This is a genomic window from Pseudomonas sp. (assembly GCF_050739995.1).
Lineage (GTDB): Bacteria > Pseudomonadota > Gammaproteobacteria > Pseudomonadales > Pseudomonadaceae > Aquipseudomonas.
Map to the genome: position 1 here is coordinate 1 of NZ_JBOICG010000413.1, position 4825 is coordinate 4825.

A 4825-nucleotide genomic window follows, 5' to 3' on the forward strand; every position below is an offset into this window, starting at 1 on the left:
CGCTTGGGTCGATGGCGTGAGCTACGGCGAAACCGATACGGGCCAGGTCGTCTGGCGCTGCGTGTACGCATTCTTCAGCGACATCATCGAGCTTGGTTTCGGCAAGGCTGGCGATGAACAGCGGGTACATGGCGTGTTGACAGATGTTTTTCACCGCGGCGTCGAGCCAAGGCTGCACACGCATGGCGTCGGCCATGTCTTCGGCCTTGCCTTTGACCGACTGGCGCAGGGACAGGGCGATACGCGCGGCGGTTTGAGTCAGGTCTTCACCGAGGACGAAGATCGCGTCGTGGTCTTCGATGTCGCGCATGTTTGGCACTGGCAGCGGGCTGTCGTTCAGCACTTGCAGGACCAGGCGGATGCGCTCCAGCTCACCGGCCTCGATGCCGCTGTAGAAGTGCTCGGCACCGACCAGCTCGCGCAACGCGTAGTTGCTTTCGAGGCTGGCGCGTGGCGAACCGATACCGACGATGTTGCGGCCGCGCAGCAGGTCGGCGGCTTTATCCAGCGCGTCGTCCAGGCTCAACTTGCTGCCGTTGGCCAGCAGAGGCTGGCGCGGGCGGTCTTCGCGGTTGACGTAGCCGTAGCCGAAACGGCCACGGTCGCACAGGAAGTACTGGTTGACCGAACCGTTGAAGCGGTTTTCGATGCGACGCAGTTCGCCGTAGCGCTCGCCCGGGGATATGTTGCAACCGCTGGAGCAGCCATGGCAGATGCTCGGCGAGAATTGCATGTCCCACTTACGGTTGTAGCGCTCGGAGTGAGTCTTGTCGGTGAACACACCGGTCGGGCAGACCTCGGTGAGGTTGCCGGAGAACTCGCTTTCCAGCACACCATCTTCAACACGACCGAAGTACACGTTGTCGTGGGCACCGAACACGCCGAGGTCGGTGCCGCCGGCGTAGTCTTTATAGAAGCGCACGCAACGGTAGCAGGCGATGCAGCGGTTCATTTCGTGGGAAATGAACGGGCCGAGGTCCTGGTTCTGGTGGGTACGCTTGGTGAAGCGATAACGGCGCTCGTTATGGCCGGTCATCACTGTCATGTCTTGCAGGTGGCAGTGGCCGCCTTCCTCACAGACCGGGCAGTCGTGGGGGTGGTTGGTCATCAGCCACTCGACGACACTGGCGCGGAACGCCTTGGATTCTTCATCGTCGATGGAGATCCAGGTGTTGTCGGTGGCTGGGGTCATGCACGACATGACGATACGACCACGGGTGTCGTTCTCGTCGGTGTATTGCTTGACCGCGCACTGGCGACAGGCACCGACGCTACCGAGTGCGGGGTGCCAGCAGAAATACGGGATATCGAGGCCGAGTGACAGACACGCCTGTAACAGGTTGTCTGCCCCATCGACTTCGAGCGCTTTGCCGTCTACGTGGATAGTGGCCATGGTTCAAAGTTCTTCGTTGGCCCGTTGTCAGCGGGCGTGGCTAATGGAATCTTGTTATTCATGGGCCTCAACACAGCCTTTACGGCGTCAGCCCATGAGAAAGCGAAGGGCACGGACCCTTCGCTTTTTAAAGCGTTACGCGCCGACTACGATCGGCCTTGCCAGAGGCGGGACGGCGGCGCTGGTAGGCGCGATGCCGGCTTCGAACTCCGAGCGGAAGTATTTGATGGCGCTGCCCAATGGCTCCACGGCGCCCGGTGCGTGAGCACAGAAGGTCTTGCCTGGGCCGAGGAAACCGACCAGACCCAGCAGGGTCTCGATGTCACCGGGTTGGCCTTCACCTTTCTCGATGGCCATCAAGAGCTTCACGCTCCATGGCAGGCCATCACGGCATGGGGTGCAGAAACCGCAGGATTCACGGGCAAAGAACTGTTCCATGTTGCGCAGCAGCGAGACCATGTTCACGGTGTTGTCCACCGCCATCGCCAGGCCCGTACCCATCCGGGTGCCGACCTTGCCGATGCCGCCGGCGTACATTTGTGCGTCGAGGTGCTCAGGCAACAGGAAACCGGTGCCGGCGCCGCCTGGCTGCCAGGCTTTCAAGGTGTAGCCGTCGCGCATGCCACCGGCGTAGTCCTCGAACAGCTCGCGTGCGGTCACGCCGAACGGCAGCTCCCACAGACCAGGGTTCTTGACCTTGCCGGAGAAGCCCATGAGCTTGGTGCCCATGTCTTCGCTGCCTTCGCGGGCCAACGATTTGTACCAGTCCACGCCGTCGGCGATGATCGCCGGTACGTTGCACAGGGTCTCGACGTTGTTCACGCAGGTCGGCTTGCCCCACACGCCCACGGCGGCAGGGAAGGGCGGCTTGGAGCGCGGGTTGGCGCGACGGCCTTCAAGGGAGTTGATCAGTGCGGTTTCTTCACCGCAGATGTAGCGCCCGGCGCCGGTGTGCACGAACAATTCGAAATCGAAGCCCGAACCGAGGATGTTCTTGCCCAGCAGGCCTGCAGCCTTGGCTTCTTCCACGGCACGGTTGAGGTGCTTGGCGGCGGTGGTGTACTCGCCACGCAGGAAGATGTAGCCGCGGTAGGTTTTCAACGCACGGGCGCTGATCAGCATGCCTTCGATCAGCAGATGGGGCAGTTGCTCCATCAGCATGCGGTCTTTCCAGGTGTTCGGCTCCATTTCATCCGCGTTGCACAGCAGGTAGCGGATGTTGATGGATTCGTCCTTGGGCATCAGGCCCCACTTAACACCCGTGGGGAAGCCTGCACCGCCGCGACCTTTGAGGCCGGCGTCTTTCACGGTCTGGACGATGTCGTCCTGGGCCATGTCGGCGAACGCTTTGCGCGCAGCCGCGTAACCGTTCTTGGCCTGGTACTCGTCGAGCCATACAGGCTCGGCATCGTCACGCAGGCGCCAGGTCAGCGGGTGGGTTTCAGGCGAACGCTTGATCAGGTTGGCCGGGCCGAAAGATGTAAGGGTCATGGGTAGCCCTCAAGCAATTGGGTCACGCCAGCAGGCTGCACGTCACCGAATGTGTCGTCGTCGATCATCAACGCCGGCGCCTTGTCGCAGTTGCCCAGGCAGCACACCGGCAGCAGCGTGAAGCGGCCGTCCGGGGTGGTTTGGCCGAGGCCGATGCCCAGTTTGGTCTGGATCGCATCAACCACCGACTCGTGGCCGCCGATGTAGCAGACCATGCTGTCGCACACGCGAATGATGTGGCGGCCCACTGGCTGACGGAAGATCTGGCTGTAGAACGTGGCCACGCCTTCAACGTCGCTGGCAGGGATGCCAAGGATCTCGCCGATGGCGTAGAGCGCGCCGTCTGGCACCCAGCCACGTTCCTTCTGGACGATCTTCAAGGCTTCGATCGACGCCGCGCGCGGATCTTCGTAGTGATGCAGCTCGTGCTCGATGGCCGAGCGCTCGGTTTCACTCAAGGTGAAACGGTCTGTCTGGATAAGCGTGCTGTTCATGCTTAGCGGTCCACGTCGGCCATAACGAAATCGATACTACCCAGGTACGCAATCAAGTCCGCGACCATCTCGCCTTTGATCACCGAAGGGATCTGCTGCAAGTGGGCAAAGCTTGGAGTACGAATCCGGGTGCGGTAGCTCATGGTGCCGCCATCGCTCGTCAGGTAATAGCTGTTGATACCCTTGGTCGCTTCGATCATCTGGAAGGATTCGTTGGCCGGCATGACCGGGCCCCACGAAACTTGCAGGAAGTGCGTGATCAGGGTTTCGATGTGCTGCAGCGTGCGCTCTTTCGGCGGCGGCGTAGTCAGCGGGTGATCCGCCTTGTACGGGCCGGCCGGCATGTTGCGCATGCACTGCTCGATGATCTTCAGGCTCTGGCGCATTTCTTCGACGCGCACGATGCAACGGTCGTAGGCATCGCCGTTGGCGGCCAGCGGCACTTCGAACTCGAAGTTCTCGTAGCCGGAGTACGGACGTGCTTTACGCAGGTCGAAGTCGCAGCCGGTCGAACGCAGGCCAGCACCGGTGACGCCCCATTCCAGGGCCTCTTTGGTGTTGTACTGGGCGACGCCGATGGTACGGCCCTTGAGGATGCTGTTGTCCAGCGCAGCCTTTTGGTACTCGTCCAGACGCTTGGGCATCCACTCGACGAATTCCTTGACCAGGCGCTCCCAGCCGTTCGGCAGGTCGTGAGCCACGCCGCCGATGCGGTACCAGGCCGGGTGCAGGCGGAAACCGGTGATGGCTTCGATGACCTTGTAGGCGCGCTGGCGGTCGGTGAAGGTGAAGAACACCGGGGTCATGGCGCCGACGTCCTGGATATAGGTACCCAGGAACAGCAGGTGGCTGGTGATCCGGAAGAACTCGGCCATCATGATGCGGATGGTGTCGACGCGGTCTGGCACCTTGATGCCGGCCAGCTTCTCGACCGAGAGCACGTACGGCAGGTTGTTCATCACGCCGCCGAGGTAGTCGATACGGTCGGTGTACGGGATGAAGCTGTGCCACGACTGACGCTCGGCCATCTTCTCGGCACCACGGTGGTGGTAGCCGATGTCCGGCACGCAGTCGACGATTTCTTCGCCGTCCAGTTGCAGGATGATACGGAAGGCGCCGTGGGCCGAAGGGTGGTTCGGGCCCAGGTTGAGGAACATGTAGTCCTCGTTGGTGCCGGAGCGTTTCATGCCCCAGTCTTCCGGGCGGAAGCGCGCCGCTTCTTCTTCAAGCTGCTGCTTGGCGAGGTTGAGGCTGAACGGGTCGAATTCGGTAGCGCGGGCAGGGAAGTCCTTGCGCAGCGGGTGACCTTCCCACGTCGGCGGCATCATGATGCGCGTCAGGTGCGGGTGACCCGGGAAGTCGATACCGAACATGTCCCAGACTTCACGCTCGTACCAGCTGGCGTTCGGCCAGATACCGGTCACGGTCGGGATGCTCAAGTCGCTTT

Annotated in this window: 4 protein-coding genes; all 4 read right to left on the reverse strand. The window is 61.9% G+C overall.

All coding sequences use genetic code 11. The annotated features are described in order from the left end of the window. A partial coding sequence (gene nuoG / locus ACRESD_RS13710; RefSeq protein WP_431751398.1) for an NADH-quinone oxidoreductase subunit NuoG occupies positions 1-1393 on the reverse strand: 1393 nt, incomplete at its 3' end. A 135-nt stretch (positions 1394-1528) separates the two neighbouring features. Further along, a complete protein-coding gene (gene nuoF / locus ACRESD_RS13715; RefSeq protein ID WP_177013872.1) occupies positions 1529-2884 on the reverse strand; it encodes an NADH-quinone oxidoreductase subunit NuoF in 1356 nt (451 codons plus the stop codon). Further along, the gene (gene nuoE / locus ACRESD_RS13720) at positions 2881-3378 is read right to left on the reverse strand and encodes an NADH-quinone oxidoreductase subunit NuoE (protein ID WP_431751399.1); all 498 of its coding nucleotides are present in this window, start codon (positions 3376-3378) and stop codon (positions 2881-2883) included. The genes nuoF and nuoE overlap by 4 nt, the downstream gene beginning before the upstream one ends. A 2-nt stretch (positions 3379-3380) precedes the next feature. Then, positions 3381-4825 (reverse strand): NADH-quinone oxidoreductase subunit C/D (nuoC, locus tag ACRESD_RS13725; RefSeq protein WP_431751400.1); only part of this gene is annotated, 1445 nt, incomplete at its 5' end.